The following is an 18,571-nucleotide window of genomic DNA, read 5'->3' on the forward strand; positions in this document are numbered from 1 at the left end:
TTTTTGCGTTTTTTATTTAGCGGGAACAGGATATTCCCCATTCCAGGTAATACTGCGATATTTCACCGGATCGGTATCCCCCTCGGTGCTAAATACCAGGATTCGGGAATTTTTATTTAAGCCCAGCTTGGCTTTGGCTTCGGCAAGCTCGGGATTTGTCATGAGTTCTGCTATAAGGCCGGCGGTGACCGCTCCCGACTCGCCGGAAATTACCCGGGCATCATTGCCCAGAGGATTGCCCAGCAGCCGCATGCCCTTGGCTGACACCCAATCAGGGCAGGAAGCAAACAGATAACTATAGTCCCGCAGCACATTCCAGCCGATTGTATTGGGTTCGCCACAGGCTAAACCGGCCATAATGGTATTCAATTCCCCGCCAACAATGTGGGGCTTGCCGTCATTGGCCAAAGCGGATTGATATAAACAGTCGGCTTGATCGGACTCAACAATAACCGTTTTCGGTGGTTCATCGGCACAGGCGGAAGCAAAAAATCCCTGCACAGCACCGGCTAAAGACCCTACCCCAGCTTGCACAAACACATGAGTTGGCTTTGCCACACCGCTAGCCTGCAGTTGCTCCAACGCCTCCAGCGCCATGGTTCCATACCCCTGCATAATCCAGGCAGGAATATCTTCATACCCCTCCCATGCCGTATCCTGTACAACCACCCAGCCATACTTCCGGGCTTTTTCAGTTGCTAGCCGTACGGCGTCATCATAGTTTAGCTCCGTAATAGAAGCCTCGGCGCCTTCGGCTTTGATATTTTCCAGACGGGTAAGGGAAGAGCCTTTAGGCATATAGATCACGGATTTTTGTTTCAGCCGCTTAGCGGTCCAGGCAACCCCCCGACCATGATTGCCATCGGTAGCGGTAGTAAAAGTAATCTCCCCTAACTGGTTACGAATTTCTGCGGATGTCAGCCGGGTATAGTCCAGTTCACTAATGTCTTTGCCTAAACGCTGTGCCAAATACTTAGCCATGGCGAACGAACCGCCTAATACTTTGAAAGCATTTAATCCAAAGCGATAGGATTCATCTTTTACATATATACCGGCTACGCCTAAATGCGCGGCTAACTCATTCAACTGGCGCAGCGGGGTAATGCTGTATTCGGGAAAACTCTTATGAAATTCTCTCACTTTGCCAATTTCCTGACGACTTAAAAAATCGATAGCTGCTTTGTCCTGCTTATCACACATTTGATTTTTAACCCATTTTATCTTCTGGCTCATGCTTTGTACCTCTTTTCTGGTTTGTATTACTCCCTTACCAGTTTTTATTGCAAATACTATGCCAACTCCAACTTTTATTTTTTAGATATATAAACCTTTTGCATAAACTTCTCCGTATTTAGCATGAATCAGCTTTATAGACAACGTATGTACGGCTGTCAGGCAAATAATCATATCTTGGTAAACCCCATATCCGCTAGCGCCGTACGCCATAATAATAATTTTCTAATTTGTTCTTTATCAAAATGATAACTTTATCATATTGATAAAATTCGTATGGCTAAGCATCCTTTAGCAAAGTTTATTATAAATAAAGCACTTTTTTTTGTTTTTTGCACAAATTTCGTAAACATAGCCTCTTATCAAATTGATAAAAAGCAATAAAAAATGTTTTCTAGCTAATGGACAAACCCAATAAGTTAGAAAACATTTCCTGGTTACCTTACAAATGATCATCACGATATAAGTCTGTATCTTTTGCCGCTTCTTCCATTTCCCGTAATTTTCTATATAAAGTGGCAATCCCAATTCCCAGTTGCTTGGCAGCAGCCAGTTTTCCCTGGGTTGTATCACCAAATCGCCGCAGAACCTGTAAAATATGTTCCTGCTCTACCTGACGCAGTGATTTAAATTCCTCTTCTGCCTGTTCAACCGGTTGGACAACCTGACTGTCGACAAGACTGCGCGGCAATGTATCCTTGGTTAGCCAACCATTTTCATCCGCCATGTTAATCATAAACTCAACGGTATTTTCTAATTCCCGGATATTTCCCGGCCAACTGTATTGCAGTAATATCCCCATCGTCTCGCGATCAATTCCACAAATCTGCTTATTAAATAACCCTCCATATTTTACGATCATGGAATCCACTAACGGCTTTATATCTTCTACCCGTTTACGTAAGGGAGGAACCTCCAGCGGAATGACATTCAAGCGGTAATATAGATCTTCACGGAATTTCTTTTCTTTGATCAATTCCCTTAAGTCCTTATTCGTAGCGGCAATAACCCGTATATCCAGAGATATCAGTTGGTTGGAACCGATACGGACAAGTTTGCGTTCCTGCAGCACCCGCAATAATTTTACCTGCAGATAAAGCGGCATGTCACCAATTTCATCTAAGAAAATAACACCCTTATTGGCCAGTTCAAATTTGCCGATTTTTCCCCGGGGATCGGCACCGGAAAAAGCTCCCTTAACATACCCGAACAACTCGCTTTCGAGCAGTGTGTCCGGTATTGCGGCGCAATTGATACCAATAAAAGGCTTGTCCCGGCGGTTGCCGATGGCATGAATAGCCCTGGCCACCACTTCCTTGCCTGAGCCACTTTCCCCAATGATGAGTACTGTGGAATTGGAATCGGCAATTTTCGTCAGTTTTGTTTTAAGCTGCTGCGTTACCGGCGAACAGCCTACAATATTATCTAAAGTAACAGGTATTTCAACTTTGGTTAAATCATAGATGCCGGACTTTACATTTTTTATTTCATTAAAAATGAAGATCCGGTCATAAGCGGACAAACCAGACTCCACAGATAATAATTCCCCCATCAAAAAAAACGTATGATGATCAATCGTTACCTTATATTCGTCCACTCCCAGCAGCGAATCGTGAGTAGCGGCAATCGCTATGGGTTGATCCAGACAATCAGCAGAAAGTTGCAGTTGTTTACAGGCACTGTCATTAATCTGAACAATCTGATTGCTGCGGTTAAGTACCAGCACCCCTTTGCCCACATTATTAATGACTTGCAGCAACACATCCAGCATGCGCTGATTGCGTTTGCTTTCCTGCTGTTCGTAAGCTTTGGCACTAATAAAGTCCGCAATCTGTTCCAAAAATAGTTGATAAAAGTTTAAATCCTGCAACAATTGGTTCTTTTGCGCTTCTTTGAAACATATCAGACCAATAACCCCAATAATCTCTTCACCAAGAGTAATGGGCGTACAAAGCTCCAGCTTCTCATCACAACAACCCTCCCTGGGGCAGATGCTGCAAAGTTCATGTTTGCCCGGCTCTTCAATAAACTGGGACTTGCCGGTCATCAATACATGCTTATAGACAAAGCCTTCATTGGACATATCTTCATTGATTCTATCGGCATAAATGCCGGTACCGGCAATACGGAATAAATTTACATCGACAATTTCCACATCAACGCGGATAACATGAGCAATAATTTTCGCATATTGACTAACCGTATCCTGAATTTCCTGTAAAATTGATTTTTTCATTTTTTCCGGTTCCACTTGCCTTTACTGATTTATGGTTGTTCCCTGACCCAAACACGGCATTTGGTTCCTAAAATACGGCACCTCCGGCCAGCCTCCCAGCATGAACAGGGCTTCCAGTACACCGCCCCCCACAGCCCTGGCTTTATCTGAAATGGTATAACAGTGTTCCGGCACACACCGGGGGTCAATATCACCGATCTTAAGCCCTGCCGTAACTGTAAGTCCATCTCTAATGAGGCCCCGGAGCACGCCGGAAATAGTGGCTGGCACAGGGTAGCCGTTCACTTGGGCCACAACTTCGCCGGCCTCAACTTGCCGGGTGATTCGACTGATTGCCTGAAAAACGCCATCACAAGGTGCCCGTAAAATTCGCTCTTGGTTATAACCGCCAATATTACCGGGAATGCCACTGTTGGGCAGGGCCATCCCCTGAGTAATCACCCGGCCCAGATAATGACCGCGTTTTGTTTCCACCACGGCATGCACATCCGCACCGGCTGTAAAACCCGGCCCCACACCAATAACAACAGGGGCATCCGTTATTTTTGTTCCCAGATTTTTCTTGGCTAAAATAGCGTCCACCACCGCCCGTGGCTTACACTTCTCTACAATGGCCGCTTCTTCGTCAATGACCACAGCAATATTTCCTTCCTCGGCTACCTGCATTGCTTTATCAGGTTCTATCCTAACAGCCTTTACCCCCTCGACTACTGTTGTTCCGGTAAAAACCGCCTCGGCAAAAGCGACCGTCCGGCGAATAACGGTTGGCTGGGCCAGTTCTGTCATAATAATAGGAAAACCACTGCGAAACAACCGATGAGCTATCCCTGTTGCTAAGTCACCCGCACCTTTTACAACAATTACCCGATTCATAAATATCCTCCACTTCTTACTCTGGCGATATTACTTACTATTAATTCGCCTGAGTCTGTTTTTTCCCCTTCCTAAGGCTGTAAATGTTCCAATTTTCTAGCTGATCACGTTTCCCCAAATCTTTGTTGATACTTATCAATTGCAATAACCATGCCAAGGATGTGCCTAAATAAACGAAAGTCTCTCCGAAAATCAAATTTGATAACTCAGAATTTTTTGACGTTTTATTGACAGAAACAATTGTATACTTTTTTAAGATATTTGAAAACTCCCCTGTGCATTATTTACGAAAGGGGGTATGGCATGATTCATGAGGGAGTCCGGGTATACTCATTAAATGGACAATGTAGTCCAGTTCAGGAGGAATATAATCATGTTTCTTGTTATTACAACCTATCAAAAGTCAATCGATCAAATTGAAAAATTCTTACCCGCACATTCGGCGTTTCTTGACAACTATTATGCAAGTAAGCAAATCATATTCTCAGGTCGCCGGAATCCCAGAATCGGCGGCATGATCTTGTTCAATGTCGAAAAGCAAAGTGACGTATTGGCAATCATTGAAAAAGACCCCTTTAACGTAAATGGAATTGCAAAGTATGAACTGTTTGAGTTTATTCCTACCAAATACGATAAGGATTTTGAGAAATTTATTCACCTAAACTAAATTTCTACCTACACCTTTATTCCTATTTTGATACGAAAGGTGGTGAATCCGTTACTAAAACTATCTAAAGCCGGAAGCTTCTTCAGGTTTTACTTGGTTTTACGCAACGGTACTGCATGAATCAAGATAATCCATTCTCTTTGAAAGGCAAAACCGCGTTAATCACCGGGGCGTCACGCGGTTTAGGCTTCGCTATAGCATGCGGGCTGGCAACAGCAGGGGCCACAATCGCTTTTAATGCTAGTAAAAAAATTTCGGTTGAGCAGGGTCTTGCGGCATACCAAACAGCAAACATAACGGCCCGCGGTTATGTTTGCGATGTAACCAATGAGACAGCAGTACGTGATACAATCACGCAAATAGAAAATGAAATAGGGACAATTGACATCCTCGTCAATAATGCCGGCATCATCAATCGGGTTCCGATGGTGGATATGAGCACCAGTGATTTCCGCCATATAATTGACGAATCAATGGTCACATCTTATATGTCGATGGCGGATTTCTCGCCTATCTGGGAAAACAACCCTAAACACCGATCTCTTACTACTGAAGGAAAATTAAAAACTGGGCTGACATACTTTTATAGCGTCAACCCAGTTTTCTTTGTATATTTCCTTAAACTATGACGTATCTTTTCACCAATCTGTCGTCGCCTTTTCTTCCTGGTTTTCGTTTTTTTACAGAATAGGGATATATAGTCAAATTTAAACCTGGAATTTTGCGTAACTGGAATCTCAAGAACAAAATTCAACATTTTTTTGTATTTTTGTGGGAATTTATGACACTAGGCAAATTGACAGAAAAAACCATAGCTACCTATAATATAGAAATCGACATAAAAAATAGTAAATAATTATAAAACGAAAGTAGCAGGAGGCTATCATGAAAAGTATCAAAGCTAAACTTACAGTGACGGTTATTATCTTATTCGTAATTGCACTTGGACTTTTGGCAGGACTAAACTATTGGCAAACTAAAAAACTGCTGGTACAGGATGCGGAAAAAGAGCTTGCGAGTGTGGTTTTTGCTGCAGGCAATGAAATCAGCTTATGGCTTGACGGACGTAAGATCGAAATAAATTCAATCGCCCGTTCACCGGTAATGACCAGCGGTGATGGAACGTCCATGCAGGTCTACCTGGATGGAGAAATAAAAAATAACACTATTTATGAAAATATCTTCTGGACAGATACTCAAGGAAACTATTACACCCGCGGTGTTGCGGCCAATGCGGCCAACCGACCGTACTTTCAAGAAGCAATGAAAGGAAACACTTTCGTGTCAGATCCGCTTCCATCAGGCTCGACCGGCAAGACAGTGGTGATTATTTCTACTCCTATTCGGAGCAACGGTGCAATTAGCGGGGTTTTAGTCGGAGCAATCAACATGGAAGAAGTTGAAAAGCGTATATTGGACGTCAAGGTTGGGCAAACAGGTTATGCCTATGCGTTACGGCAGGACGGCACCATAATCTTTCATCAAAATAAAGAATTGGTGAACAAAGTCAACGTTAACAACGACCCCAATGCTACTCCGGAATTAAAAGCAGCGATAGAAAAAATGCTAAGCGGTCAACAGGGAGTTACTAATTACAACTATACCGGTTCAGAAAAATATTTAGCGTATACGCCGATTAAAGGAACCTCCTGGGCACTGGGAGTAACGGTGCCCGCAAATGAAGTGTTGGAACGATTAAGTTCTTTCACCTGGAGTTCATTAGTGACCATCCTTGTGGTACTGATTTTGTCAGGTTGCTTAATCCGGCTTGTGGCTGTCCGTATTGCCACACCGCTGGGAACCCTGGAAGCAGTTGCTAACCGCATCGCCGGTGGCGACCTCAAGCTCCATCAAATTGATGTAAATTCCCAGGATGAAGTAGGACGTTTGGCACGGGCGTTTGAAACTATGGTGGAAAACTTACGCAATCTGGTACAACAAATTGGTAATTCGGCAGAGCAAGTTGCCGCCTCTTCGGAAGAATTAACTGCCAGTTCGGATCAAGCTGCCCAAGCCTCCAACCATATAGCCACATCGATCACCGATATGGCGGGGGGAACAACCGAACAACTGGCAGCGGCCAACGATGCTTCGGCAGTTGTGGAACAAATGTCAGCAGGTATTCAGCAGGTAGCCGCCAGTGCCAATCAAGTAGCTGCCCAATCGTCTCAGGCTGCCGACAAGGCCAAGGACGGCGATAAAGCTATAGATAAAGCGGTAACCCAAATGAGTCATATTGAAAACACTGTGAACACTTCGGCCCAGGTAGTAACCAAACTTGGCGAGCGTTCCCATGAAATCGGCCAGATTGTCGACACGATTTCCGGTATTGCCGGCCAAACCAATCTATTAGCCCTCAATGCTGCCATTGAAGCGGCCCGTGCCGGTGAACAGGGACGCGGCTTTGCCGTAGTAGCTGAAGAGGTACGCAAACTGGCCGAACAGTCCCAGGAGGCAGCTAAGAAGATTGCTGAACTAATTGGGGAAATCCAGGGCGATACCGACAAGGCTGTCTTAGCTATGAATGCTGGCACTCAGGAAGTCAAAACCGGTGCCGAAGTGGTCAACGCAGCCGGAAACTCTTTCCGTGAAATTGTAGAACTGGTAACAAATGTCTCCGGTCAGATTAAAGAAATTTCCGCCGCCATTCAGCAAATATCTACCGGCAGCCAGCAAATCGTTGGCTCAGTGAAAAAAATTGATGACCTTAGCAAAAAATCCGCGGCCGAATCACAAAGTGTCTCGGCCGCTACCGAAGAACAACTGGCCTCGATGGAGGAGATTGCCACGTCCAGCCAGGCGCTGGCCAATTTGGCTCAGGACTTGCAAACTGCGGTAGCCAAGTTCCAAATATAGAACATAGAACAATGACGTGGGCACATTGCCCACGTCATCTACTTTTTCCAAAAATAACGTTGTTCCTTTTATCTTCTCCTAATAATATTCGATGATTTTATGCGATACAGCATAATTGTAAGCTGCAATTACGATACTTCTGTTAAATACGGCTTCAGGCGTTTCTCCATAATAGGCTCCGCCCGGCATATTGCCATGCGACTCATAGAGGATTTTTTCCGGAGAATCCCCCCAAAGTTCGTCGCTAATAATCCAAATTGAGCCATCAGGGTTCCATTGATTGGTATTTTTGTTAAATGAACATTTAAACGTAAAAGTTTGCTTTTCAAAAGAAATTTTATTGTCAAAAGTTACACTTCTTAATTTTGCTAACGCATCTTTATCTGGTATACTGATTACTGTATATGTCATTTCGAAAAGTGAATCTTGCTCTGATTTTGACATGACTTTTGCTCTGACTGATTCCGTATGAAGATATTTAGTGAAACCACCTTCCGTAACGATATATACGTCTTCAGCATAGCAGACATTCGTTACCATGGCAGATATAAATATAAGGACAAGTAAAATCTTTTTCATTGGTTATCCCTCCTTACTCTAAGATTCTGTAAGTAAACGTTGAATCCTCCACACAGAATAAAAATAATTTGCAAATTTTTACAATTAGAAAATTCATCCATCAGCTCTCTTTGCCTATAAGCAGGATTTGCTCCTGTTTTGTCTAAGTAATTAAACCATATAATTAAGGGGATGGGCAGATGGAGTCGCAGTATTACTGGAAAAGCCTGGATGACTTAGAAGAGGTTGTTATTGGCAATGGAGAAATTTTATTAATTAATAGAAATGGAGAATTAACACAAATCGGCACTACTCTGGACGACGCCAGAAATAAATTACGCGATTTAGGTAAGGATGAAGATTTTCCTGATTTTATGAATGATTACAATTGGTAGCGTCCAAAAGGGACGCCGTTTTTATTTCTAAGTTTTTTCTATCTTTGCCTTATGTGAAATATTTCAACGCATCTAAAATTTCTTTCAGGAGGGATCAGTAATTGTGAAAAAATGGCACAGCTTGTTACTTGTAATTTTCACTCTATTTTTAGTATACTTCACGATATTGCCAATGCAAGTATTTGCCGAAACGGCATCTGTAAAAAACACATTGGCGGACGAAGAAGCTATCACTTTATTTACAAAGGAAATTGCGGTTGATCCACAAAAAGCCGAAGGATATTTTAACCGGGGACTTGCCTATGCCCATAAACAAGACTATGATCATGCAGGCAGAGACTTCGACAAAGCACTATCCATAAATCCCCGTTATGAAGAGGCCTACGTACAGCGTGGTATTGTTTATTTTTTACAACGCCAACATGACAAAGCTATAATCGATTTTGATAAAGCTATTGCTATAAACCCTAAAAACTACGTGGCCTATGCTCTACGAGGTACTGCCTACGCCTATAAAAATGCTTATGACAAGGCTATTAGCGACTTTGATCAGGCTATAAGCATAAATCCTGTATTTGCCGAAGCCTATGCCAACCGGGGACTTGCCTATTATTATAAGCAAGATTATAGCAAAGCCATCGAAGACTGCAATAAATCGATTGCAATTAATCCTTTATTCGGCAAAGCCTACTCTGTTCAAGGGCGTGTTTTTACGGAACGCAATGAGTTTGCACAAGCTATTGAAAATTTCGATAAGGCAATTTCCCTGGATCCAACAATTGCAAACAACTATTACTACCAAGGAACAGTATATGAGAAAACAGACTGCCCACAAAAAGCGGTCAGTCTGTATCATACATTTCTTAACAGTCATCCCCAAGATGACAAACTCATCGCAGCAGCGAAAGATAGAATAAAAACTTTAGAAGATCTAACACCCCCATCAAACTAGATAATATCTAATTTAACAGGGGATGTATTTTTAGCCTATTTACAATTACTTACTAGGCTTCTTCAGTTGCCATCTTTTTTGCCTTCACTCTACGATATACGAAGGTGGTAAGTATTGGTGTGAGGACCGAAGTAACAATCACAGACGCTGCAACTTGCAGGGTAGCAATCGGCGCGATTGCCGCATAAGCGGGATCAGCCATGGCTACAGCTTTAGGCGTGGCCGCAGCGTTACCAGCTGTACTGGAAGCGGCGGCACCGGCAACTCCACTGCCGCCAAGCAGTCTGTCAACAGTGATACAGGCAAAACCTGTGATAATGCATGTTGCAAAGCCAAGTAATAGACCGGAAAAGCCGGCAGTAACAACTGCGTACAAATTAATCGTGTTACCAAGCGCGAAACCAACATAGGGTAATAAAATTTCGCAGCGTGCACCACAATATTCACGTATATCCTTATCTAGGTTTCCTAATATAAACCCTAATACCAGCGGAACTAAAAGGGATACCATTGCCATATAAGGAATATTGGCAAGACCGGTGCCTGCAAGAACTACCATAGTTAGAAACGGCCCTGTTTCTATATTCTGTATTACATAGGATCCAACATCTGTCTCATCGCCCATGCCACTTGTCAACGCAATAAACATACCGCCATTTGTATCATTCATAGCTGCTAAAATTGCCAATGCGGAAAGGCCAAAGAGATCGCCGCCAAAAAATTTAGCTATCATCAGCGCTATAACTGAAGCAATGCTAACTTTAGTAAATAAGATGCCACATCCTCTCTTAAGCATTATGGGTGCTGCTTTAAAGGTCATTGTGGTACCCATGCAAAAGAGAAAGGCACCGATAAATGCGGGAAAAGACGTAGCTATGGCCTCCGTAAATCCTCCAATCCTAACAAAATGAGGCGCAAACGTATTTATAAGAGCCCCTATGAGCATGGGAACGATCATAAACCCACCTGGAATATCTCGAACACGTTTGTAAATCTGCATTTTCATTCTCCCCTTACATTATTCTACGACGTACGCGATTAACTTCTGACAATCTGCTTATCTTTGCTTACAACCTCTTTAGCCGCATCGATTTTATTAGCAGGAAGACTCATAGCAAGGAAAAACGCTGCTAATAAAAAGCCGGAAAGAACATAAATAGCAATATCCGTACTTCCAAAAGTAGTAATAACCCAGCCAACTAAAAACGGTCCAACAAAGCCGCCAAGGTTGCCGATTCCGTTGATAAACCCACGTGCACCGCCACAGACTTCGCTGGGAAATAACATGGGTGGCATGGCCCAAAAGACTCCGTTGTAGGCATTATGGAAGAAACCACATATCACCAAAAAAGTGAATGACAACCAAATAGTCTCCTTGGTATGAACTGAAAGGACAAACGCAACTGCAAAGCATATCGCCGGCAGGGCTGTGTAAATTCTCCGTTTGCCGGTTTTATCTGACCTAGAGGCAATTAAATATAATCCAGCCATAGCTGCCAAGAAGGGTACGGCGGAAAGAAATCCGACCATAGTCATTCCGGTCTTTGTCAGCTCTTTTAAAATAGTCGGCAGCCATAACATAAATCCGTAATCACCCACTTGGAAAGCAAAATAAAACAGCGTGAGTTTCCAGAAATTACTATTAGCAAACAATTGTTTATACGAAACTGGAGCATCATCTGATTTGATACTGACCTGCTCTTCCTTGAGACGAGAGATAATATAATCACGCTCAGCAGGGGATATCCACTTCGCCTTCTCCGGGCTATCATCAATTAACGGCCACCACAGTAAAATGAGAAGTACTGAAACAATGCCCTCAATGAAAAATACATTGCGCCAACCATAGTCTTGGATAATCCAGCCTGATATAGGCCCTGTGATCATGATGGCAATATTAATGTTCATTATAAAGAAAGCATTAGCCCGCGCTCTTTCTTCTGAAGGAAACCACTTGCTAATGATGACCAAGATAACCGGCCATACGCCACCTTCAGCAATCCCGAGGAAAAACCGCAGCACTAATAAATGCCAGGCTTCCGTTACCAGGCCTGTGAGTGCCGATAAACCACCCCAGATCAATATACTAATTGCAATAAATTTCTTACCCCAGCCGTTTTCGGCAATATGCCCACCTGGAATTTGCAAAAATAGATAACCAAAAAAGAAGATTCCCGCTGCCATTCCGGCTGTCGAGGCAGTTATGCCGAGTGACTCATTCATGCCTCCTGCCATGGCAAATCCAATATTCATGCGATCCATAAAGGCAAAGATATATACAATCATAACCGGTGGTATAATTCTCAGCCATCGTTGCTGGGGAATTTTGGTTGCCGCTTGTTCTAAGCTCATTCTGTTCCCTCCAATTTTCATTTTAGAGAAAAATAGACCTGCTGCAATCAGAACGGGAAATCAATCTGACGGAAGACGATTTTACCATTTAGTATGGTTAGCTTTGGAACCAATAGTTTATTACCGCTAAACGTTTCGCCCAAACGATTTTTAAACAAAAACTCCTTATCCGTCAATTGAAAAATTGCTACATCCGCAATTGCACCTGGCGCCAAAGTTCCCAACCTACCCTTCATGCCGTTAATTTCGGCCGGAGTAGACGTACATGCTTTGATTACTGCAGGCAACTCTACGCCAAGACTCAGATATCGTGACATTACTGCCGGTAAACCGAATACCATATTACCAAACAAACTAGCCTGTGTAAGGTCTGTGCTGATTATATCCGGAGCAAATTTCTCTGCTAACGCAGCCTGAATAACTGGGTATGAGTGGTTGACTCGCGCGTCAGCTGTATCAAATAATACTCCACGCCTGCGCGCTTCCCATATTCCGCGTTTCACCTTCCCCTCGGCATCAATAATCGTGCTGCCTTTCCCATGATAGCAATGGCAAAAAATATCGCCTGGTCGCATTTGTGAGGCAATCTCAGTTATATTCCCCGGAGGATTAGTGGTGTGAACAGTAAGACGGCATTCTAATGCTTCAGCAAGATTAACGGCTGCCTTTAACGTGTCTAATCCGAATTCTTTGACTACTTCTTCGCCACATCTAATCTTTAAACCGGTAACTTGACTATTGTATTGGGCAAATAACTCTTTTAACATTCCTAAATCGTAATTGCGGGGATCCAGATTTTCCGGATAACGCTCGGTAACTTGACCGGCAGGTGAAACATTTAATGTGCAAAAGATTCGCATCTGGCTTTGATTTACAACCGTCCGCATAAACGTATGACAGTTGGATGTACCACTACTGCCGGCATCTACTGCAGTCGTAACTCCCATTGGCAGAAGCGCCACATCTGGCACAAAGCCTGACTCGGTTGCCCCATAAAAAATATGGGTATGGTTGTCTATCAACCCTGGTGTAACTAAGTAGCCTGCGGCATTGATAACTTCTTCAACCTCTACCGGTACGTCCGGTGTAATCTCTACAAATTGATTTTCCTGGATTAATACATCGCTTTTACCTACAAAATTTCTGGCGGGATCAATAACCGTACCGCCTTTAATTAACAAATTGCCCATTTCATATCATGTCCCCTTACTGTACTTTTTTAATTTAGAACTTTGCTTAGTGCCTCCAGGCATTGCATGTAAGACTAACTGACTGGCCTTCATGAAGTCAACTCTATTAGGGTAAGGGTTCGCTTAGCAAACTGTTACATTTTTCGTACATATCCTAATTCTCAGTCATTCTCATTAATAATGAATCTTCAGAAAATTTAAAGCAGGATGTCCTTATAAAAACCATTCACAAGTTGGAATCTTTGTAAGTCTATTGAAATTAATGGTGTACTATATACAACGTGCCAAAGAATTTTACAGGCGGGTGGAGCACTCTCCACACATCACCCGCCTGTAGCGGACTATATAGATGCCATCAATACGTGTCTTGTGATAGATGTACGGGTATAAGCGCGATTAAAGCAATTGCCGTATTACAGTAATTTCTTGTAAATTTCCCGCATGTCGTCTTTTGTTACTATTTTAGGATTGTTGTTGAGCAAACGAGTGACTTTAGCAGCAGCCTCAATCATATCATCAAGTGCCTCTTCATTAATTCCTTTAGCCCGCAAGTCACACTTTATTTCCAAATCTTTAATCATAGAATATAAGTTATCAATCATTTTTTCAGCGGCTTCTCTGGTTGTACAGCCTGTAACCTCAATCCCCATCGCCATCGCAATATCCCTGAATTTATCTTCACAAACATCCAAATTAAATTTCATTACATCGGCTAGGAGAATGGCATTAGACAGGCCATGGGGAATATGATATTTTCCGCCTAATGGATAGGATAAGGCGTGTACAGCGGTGGTACTGGCAGTGGCAATGGAAATACCGCCAAACATGGCCCCTAATAACATATCTTCCCTTGCGGCTAAATTGCCGCCATCCTTATAGGCAGTACGAATACTGCGAGAAATCAAGGTAATTGCCTTTAATGCGAAGGTGTCACTAAGAGGATTGGCTTTTTTAGAAATATAACATTCAATAGCATGACACAATGCATCCATCCCTGTATTGGCCGTTATTTGTTTTGGTAAATTAACCGTCATCTCCGGATCTAAAATAACAGAGTCTGACACCATTTTATCACTTACAATTCCAACCTTAAGTTCTTCTTCCGGCACTAAAACAATGGCATTGGGCGTAGCCTCGGCGCCTGTACCAGCAGTAGTTGGTATCATCAGCGTCGGAATTCCCCGGCGTTTTATTTGTGCTTTCCCCTTCACTAATTCCCGCAAAACTATATCATTCGTAAATAGTACAGAAACAATTTTAGCCGTATCAATAGAACTGCCGCCGCCAATCCCAATTATCAGTTGGCAGTCAAAAGCTTTGGCCGCCTGGCATATCCCATTTACCTGATCAACTGACGGCTCCGGCGGAGTGTCGTTGATAACATGGACATTAATACCGGCTGCCGCCAACAGTGCTTTCGGCTTTTCTACCAATCCGGAATTCCATACCCCCAGGTCGGTAATAATCACTACATTTTTTGCTTCATAATCGGCGACGACATCGGCAATTTGTGCAATACTACCGGCACCGGCAACAATCTTTCTGATATTCAATAAAGAATAGAAACTACTCATATTTGCCCTCCAACGCATTAACAAAATTATTGCTTATTTCCCATATCCTAGCAGTCCATACCCGTAAACACTCGGATAACTTATCAATTCCAGCGTGGATGTTCATAGGCTTTGGGGTTGCAAACATGCTGCCAGCGCTGACCATTAATCACGGCAATAACTCCTTCAGCCGCCATAGTGGCTACCGCCGAAGCCGCTTCTTTTGTCTGCCCGGCCATATGAGGAGATACGATAATATTTTCATATGTAAGCAAGGGTTCGCCGGCAGTTACAGGTTCTGTGCCAAACACATCAGTAGCAGCAGCATGCAGTTCATTATTTTCCAACGCTTTTGCCAAGGCCGTCTCATCCACAATTCCACCACGGGCACAGTTAATTAAAATTGCATTCTTCTTCATTAACTTCAATTCATCTGCACCAATTAGATTTTTTGTTTTTGCCGTTAACGGCACATGCAGGGACACTACATCAGCCAGTTGCAGGAGCCGCTCCAGGTCGGATTCATACTGATATCCAACCCCAGAAATGGCTTCCGGCTTTATATATGGATCGTAAACAACCACCTTCATCCCTACACTCGCCGCCATTTGAGCAAGGACACTGCCAATATTGCCATACCCAACCAAACCCAAAGTTTTTCCGTATATCTCAAAAGCTTTATAGCTGCTTCTAATAGAAAAATTACCCTTGCGGAGCTCTTTATCGGTATGGATCATATCCTTGGCTGCAGCAAACATAAACGCAAAAGCATGTTCTGCCACAGAGCGAGTATTAGCCCCCGGCGCAATTACCACAGGAATACCAAGCTCAGTTGCAGTATCTACGTCAACATCATCAACGCCAACCCCCGGACGGCCAATAACTTTTAAATTTTTTGCAGCCAACATCGTCTCCCGGTCAATAGCGCCAATGCGAATAATTAGACCTTCCGCATCCAGCAGCTCCGGCAGCATTGCCTTCGGGTCTCCGTTATTAGTAATTGCTATATTTACCTTGGCTTTCTCTAAAACTGCCATTCCATCATCATGTAATCTATGGGAAATTACAACCTTTTTCATTCTTTGCCTCCCAGTTACTTTCTGCTCTCGTTACTATCCTCTATCTTACTACTATTTGTAAAGTTCAAAAACTTTTAGTAACTCTGAATCAATTTTAGGATTGTTGCAATTTGACGGTTCACGGGCCGGACCAACCGGGTATCCAAGCAATTCGACCGCACGTTTAACAACAGAATTAGGGTTGCCCATCTGCATAACATTGCGGAACGGCCTAATTTTCTTTTGGGCCTCATTTGCTTCTTCCATTTTACCCTCGGCCCATAATTGATAAATGCTCACCATTAATTCAGGAAATACATTGGAGCAACCGGCAATAGCAGCAGTACCACCTGCTCTTAATGTCCAGAAAATTAAAGAGTCATTGCCAGCTACTATGTTTAGTCGACTGTCTGTGTTTTCGATATATTTTAATGTGTTGTCAAAATTACCGCTGCTATCTTTGATTCCTACTATATTTTCATAAACTGCCAGTTTTTTTACTGTCGTATAATCAATATTGCTTCCCGTTCTCGCGGGGATATTATACAGCAATATCGGTAAATCTACCGCTTGGGCGACACTGCTAAAGTAACGATATAAATCATCCTGCGAAACACTTACAAAGTATGGCGATATAACGGATAATGCGTCCACACCTATTTCCTTAGCAATTTTTGATAATTTGATAGTTGCTTGCGTTGTGATACAGCCGGTACCGGCATACACGGGAACTCTGCCATTAACTTCCGCAACTGCAACTTCCATGATTTTTATTTTTTCTTCTTGTGTCAGGGCATAGAATTCACCGTTTGTTCCAAGAACAAAAATACCGTTAACACCTGCCTTAATGAGGCGATTAATTTGATTACGCATTTCTTGTTCGTTGAATTTTTCATCCTGTGTTAGTGGAGTAAGAATAGGAGTAATAATACCTTTGGGTTGAAACATTGCGTTCATCCTTTCATCTTCTAATAATTTTAGCGTCCATAGCAGTCAAAACTGATATTCAACACATTTGCACTAGGCTTGGCCTTTGTTCGCCAAGTACACAATTCACAGCTTTCGCTATGTAAGCCATATATCAAAAAATTTCCTGTATTTTTTTGATATATGTTATATATAACAAACGCTTAAGATTATTGTCGTCATATCTATCTCATACGAGATGCGATATTTTTTCTTATATGTATCATGTTGTATACAACATTTATTATATCTATATTCTAAATCTACTTTATTTTTTTGTCAATAGGTAATGTTCTAATAATTATATAAGAATGAAAAAATTGCGTTTGACAAGATCGCTATTTTGCACTATATTTTGATGTATACAACAACCAAGAGAGTGGGTTTGATAATGGAGCTACCTAAACTGGATAATTCAAATTTATGGGATAAAACTTACATATTATTAAAAGAACGAATTCTCCGCCGAGAATTTAAACCTAACCAAAAACTATCTATCCCCGAACTGGCCAAACAACTCGGTGTTAGCCGAACTCCCATCAGGGACGCCTTAAATCGTCTTGAAATGGACGGGCTCGTAAAAACAGTATCCAAAGTTGGAACTTTTGTAAATGCTTTGGAAATCGAAGATATCTTAGATATTATCGATACGCGGCTCATGCTTGAGCTTTGGGTCGTGGAAAAACTTACACTGCTGTCGGATGACGACTATGCTCAAAAAATTGGCAAGCTAGAAAATATCCTGCAAGAAGCTTCTCTTTCGGTAGAGAAAATTCCACTGGAATCCTATCTTCGCACAAACTATAACCTGCGCTTTCATATGGCCTTTGTTGAGCTTGGCGGCAATAAAAGGAACACGGAAATTTATTTAAGCATGATGAATTACCATTTCCTGGCCGCCGAAAATGCTCTCTTTACTAAAGAGATGGTTACCCGTGCTGTTGAACAGCATTACACCATTCTAACTGCCTTGCGCGAGAAAAACTTTGAAACTCTCAAGGCGGCAATCAAGCTACATCTAGATGATTCCAAAGAACGTCTTATCCGGCAGTTGCAAGCTAACGGCGGCAAATTATGAGTTTAATAAAATTGAAACAACGAACCAGAATAAAATGCTTGCTGTCCTCTATTCCTAAATATTAATATTGCAAAACAAATGCCGTCACTACTTGACATGTGTGAGTCAAGATGACGGCATTTTCTAAATACGGATTACTGAACTACTATTCTATTTGCCAGTCTTATCAATAAAGCCCCACTTGCCGTTTATCATTACAGCAGTCAGTCCTTCGCTGAAATCATCCTCATCACCAAACTGCGCCGGGATGACTACTTTGCCCGTCTCGTCAATATAGCCCCACTTGCCGTCAGGGGATGTTCATGAAAAATAAGTTATAAAAAAAGAGGAAAAAAGAGAGAAATAGAAAATATAAGGCAATGAGGTGAAGAAGATGGAAAATCTCATTGCGATATTAGAAAAAGTGTCAGATCCACGACAGGCATGGAAGATTAAACATAAGCTATCGGACATATTACTCATCTGTTTATTTGCAGTAACCTGTAATGCTAACAGTGCGCTAGAAATCTATGATTTCGCGGTTAGCCGAAAGCAATGGCTTAATACGATCCTTTCTTTGGAAAACGGTATACCAAGCCGTTTAACCTTTGCCAGAGTGCTGCAA

18 protein-coding genes are annotated in these 18,571 nt (G+C 42.4%); 7 read left to right on the forward strand and 11 right to left on the reverse strand.

Annotated features, from left to right (window positions below; genetic code table 11):
- Window positions 1-12 precede the first annotated feature (12 nt).
- The 3 genes from dpaL to yqeB form a co-directional block, all read right to left on the reverse strand.
- Complete coding sequence (gene dpaL, locus BLR65_RS16975; protein ID WP_093795376.1) at window positions 13-1,233, reverse strand: diaminopropionate ammonia-lyase; 1,221 nt, start codon at window positions 1,231-1,233, stop codon at window positions 13-15.
- A 442-nt stretch (window positions 1,234-1,675) separates the two neighbouring features.
- The gene (locus tag BLR65_RS16980; protein ID WP_093795377.1) at window positions 1,676-3,469 is read right to left on the reverse strand and encodes a sigma 54-interacting transcriptional regulator; all 1,794 of its coding nucleotides are present in this window, start codon (window positions 3,467-3,469) and stop codon (window positions 1,676-1,678) included.
- A gap of 21 nt (window positions 3,470-3,490) precedes the next feature.
- Entirely contained in the window at window positions 3,491-4,342 is an 852-nt protein-coding gene (gene yqeB, locus BLR65_RS16985; RefSeq protein ID WP_093795378.1) for a selenium-dependent molybdenum cofactor biosynthesis protein YqeB, read from the reverse strand.
- Window positions 4,343-4,715: 373 nt separating this feature from the next.
- Here yqeB and BLR65_RS16990 point away from each other — a divergent pair, with 373 nt between their 5' ends.
- From BLR65_RS16990 to BLR65_RS17000, 3 genes are all read left to right on the forward strand, one after another.
- A complete protein-coding gene (locus BLR65_RS16990) occupies window positions 4,716-5,009 on the forward strand; it encodes a YciI family protein (protein ID WP_093795379.1) in 294 nt (97 codons plus the stop codon).
- 116 nt (window positions 5,010-5,125) lie between these two features.
- A complete protein-coding gene (locus BLR65_RS16995; RefSeq protein WP_093795380.1) occupies window positions 5,126-5,638 on the forward strand; it encodes an SDR family NAD(P)-dependent oxidoreductase in 513 nt (170 codons plus the stop codon).
- A 256-nt stretch (window positions 5,639-5,894) separates the two neighbouring features.
- Window positions 5,895-7,865 carry a methyl-accepting chemotaxis protein gene (locus tag BLR65_RS17000; protein WP_093795381.1) on the forward strand — a complete coding sequence of 657 codons (1,971 nt, stop codon included), beginning with the start codon at window positions 5,895-5,897 and terminating at the stop codon, window positions 7,863-7,865.
- Window positions 7,866-7,943: 78 nt separating this feature from the next.
- Here BLR65_RS17000 and BLR65_RS17005 read toward each other — a convergent pair whose 3' ends face one another.
- Window positions 7,944-8,444, reverse strand: a complete 501-nt coding sequence (locus tag BLR65_RS17005; protein WP_093795382.1) for a hypothetical protein — start codon at window positions 8,442-8,444, stop codon at window positions 7,944-7,946.
- Window positions 8,445-8,623: 179 nt separating this feature from the next.
- Between BLR65_RS17005 and BLR65_RS17010 the strand changes: the two genes are divergently transcribed.
- Both BLR65_RS17010 and BLR65_RS17015 read left to right on the forward strand, forming a co-directional pair.
- The gene (locus BLR65_RS17010; protein ID WP_093795383.1) at window positions 8,624-8,818 is read left to right on the forward strand and encodes a hypothetical protein; all 195 of its coding nucleotides are present in this window, start codon (window positions 8,624-8,626) and stop codon (window positions 8,816-8,818) included.
- Between the two features lie 103 nt (window positions 8,819-8,921).
- Complete coding sequence (locus BLR65_RS17015) at window positions 8,922-9,770, forward strand: tetratricopeptide repeat protein (protein WP_093795384.1); 849 nt, start codon at window positions 8,922-8,924, stop codon at window positions 9,768-9,770.
- Between the two features lie 52 nt (window positions 9,771-9,822).
- On the opposite strand, the gene BLR65_RS17020 is transcribed toward BLR65_RS17015, so the two are convergent.
- The 6 genes from BLR65_RS17020 to dapA all read right to left on the reverse strand — a co-directional run bounded on the left by BLR65_RS17020 (window position 9,823) and on the right by dapA (window position 16,871).
- Window positions 9,823-10,770, reverse strand: a complete 948-nt coding sequence (locus BLR65_RS17020) for a 2-keto-3-deoxygluconate permease (protein ID WP_093795385.1) — start codon at window positions 10,768-10,770, stop codon at window positions 9,823-9,825.
- A gap of 38 nt (window positions 10,771-10,808) precedes the next feature.
- Window positions 10,809-12,122 carry an MFS transporter gene (locus tag BLR65_RS17025; protein ID WP_093795386.1) on the reverse strand — a complete coding sequence of 438 codons (1,314 nt, stop codon included), beginning with the start codon at window positions 12,120-12,122 and terminating at the stop codon, window positions 10,809-10,811.
- Between the two features lie 47 nt (window positions 12,123-12,169).
- The gene (locus tag BLR65_RS17030; protein ID WP_093795387.1) at window positions 12,170-13,312 is read right to left on the reverse strand and encodes a metallo-dependent hydrolase; all 1,143 of its coding nucleotides are present in this window, start codon (window positions 13,310-13,312) and stop codon (window positions 12,170-12,172) included.
- Between the two features lie 413 nt (window positions 13,313-13,725).
- Window positions 13,726-14,886, reverse strand: coding sequence for an iron-containing alcohol dehydrogenase (locus BLR65_RS17035; RefSeq protein ID WP_093795388.1), 1,161 nt, complete (start codon window positions 14,884-14,886; stop codon window positions 13,726-13,728).
- Window positions 14,887-14,969: 83 nt separating this feature from the next.
- Window positions 14,970-15,944 (reverse strand): hydroxyacid dehydrogenase, encoded by a 975-nt coding sequence (locus BLR65_RS17040; RefSeq protein ID WP_093795389.1) that lies wholly within the window; start codon window positions 15,942-15,944, stop codon window positions 14,970-14,972.
- 51 nt (window positions 15,945-15,995) lie between these two features.
- Complete coding sequence (dapA, locus tag BLR65_RS17045) at window positions 15,996-16,871, reverse strand: 4-hydroxy-tetrahydrodipicolinate synthase (RefSeq protein ID WP_093795390.1); 876 nt, start codon at window positions 16,869-16,871, stop codon at window positions 15,996-15,998.
- A 409-nt stretch (window positions 16,872-17,280) separates the two neighbouring features.
- On the opposite strand from dapA, the gene BLR65_RS17050 reads away from it, so the two are divergent.
- Window positions 17,281-17,967 carry a GntR family transcriptional regulator gene (locus BLR65_RS17050; protein ID WP_169717017.1) on the forward strand — a complete coding sequence of 229 codons (687 nt, stop codon included), beginning with the start codon at window positions 17,281-17,283 and terminating at the stop codon, window positions 17,965-17,967.
- Between the two features lie 150 nt (window positions 17,968-18,117).
- Here the strand turns inward: BLR65_RS17050 and BLR65_RS31840 are convergent, their stop codons facing one another.
- Window positions 18,118-18,240: a WG repeat-containing protein gene (locus BLR65_RS31840; protein WP_093795394.1), complete on the reverse strand. Its 123-nt coding sequence runs from the start codon at window positions 18,238-18,240 to the stop codon at window positions 18,118-18,120.
- 100 nt (window positions 18,241-18,340) lie between these two features.
- On the opposite strand from BLR65_RS31840, the gene BLR65_RS17060 reads away from it, so the two are divergent.
- On the forward strand, window positions 18,341-18,571 hold a 231-nt coding region (locus tag BLR65_RS17060), incomplete at its 3' end, for a transposase family protein (RefSeq protein WP_143122601.1).

The organism is Sporomusa acidovorans, assembly GCF_900101845.1.
In the GTDB taxonomy this organism is placed as follows: Bacteria; Bacillota; Negativicutes; order Sporomusales; family Sporomusaceae; genus Sporomusa; species Sporomusa acidovorans.